Source organism: Mesorhizobium sp. M7A.F.Ca.CA.002.09.1.1 (assembly GCF_003998555.1).
Taxonomy (GTDB): Bacteria; Pseudomonadota; Alphaproteobacteria; order Rhizobiales; family Rhizobiaceae; genus Mesorhizobium; species Mesorhizobium ciceri.
Window position 1 is genome coordinate 1 of the sequence record NZ_RZRR01001461.1, and the last position, 723, is coordinate 723.

The 723-nt window shown below is 67.5% G+C and carries 1 protein-coding gene; it reads left to right on the forward strand.

Annotated elements, in window-relative coordinates; all coding sequences use genetic code 11:
• Nucleotides 1-723: NAD(P)-dependent oxidoreductase (locus EN994_RS34000; RefSeq protein WP_127308287.1), on the forward strand; the 723-nt coding region annotated here is incomplete at both ends.

A 723-nucleotide genomic window follows, 5' to 3' on the forward strand; every position in this document is an offset into this window, starting at 1 on the left:
ACATGATCCCGATCGAAGCACCGACGGCCGCCGGCGTGCTGGTGGCGAATGTGCCGGCGGTCAATGCCCGATCGGTGGCCGAACACGTCATGTTCGTGGCCCTCGCCTTGCTGCGCAACTTCCGCGTCGTCGACCGCGACCTGCGCGCCAAAGGCTGGCTTGCCGGCCGCGAGCACGCCAACGCCAACAGCGAGCTTGCCGGCAAGACGATCGGCATCGTCGGCCTCGGCGCCGTCGGCCAGGCGGTCGGCCATATCGCCGCGCACGGCTTCGACCTGAAGGTGGTGGCAACGACGCGCAGCATGCAGCCGGCGCCGGACAAGGTCGGCTTCCTGTCGATCGACGCTCTCGTCGAGCAGAGCGACATCATCGTTCTGTGCTGCCCGCTGACGCCGGAAACGCGCGGCCTGATCAACCGTGAGCGGATCGCCCGCATGAAGCCGCAGGCGCTGCTGATCAACGTGTCGCGCGGACCGGTCGTCGACGACGACGCGCTGATCGAGGCCTTGCAGAAACGGCGCATCGGCGGCGCCGCGCTCGACGTGTTTGCGACGCAGCCGCTGCCGTCGAACCATCCCTATTTCGGCTTCGACAATGTTATCGTCACGCCGCACATGGCGGGGATCACCGAGGAATCGATGATGCGCATGGGCGTCGGCGCGGCGGGCGAAGCCCTGCTGGTGCTGGCGGGCAAGCTGCCGGTCAATCTGCGCAATCCAGAAG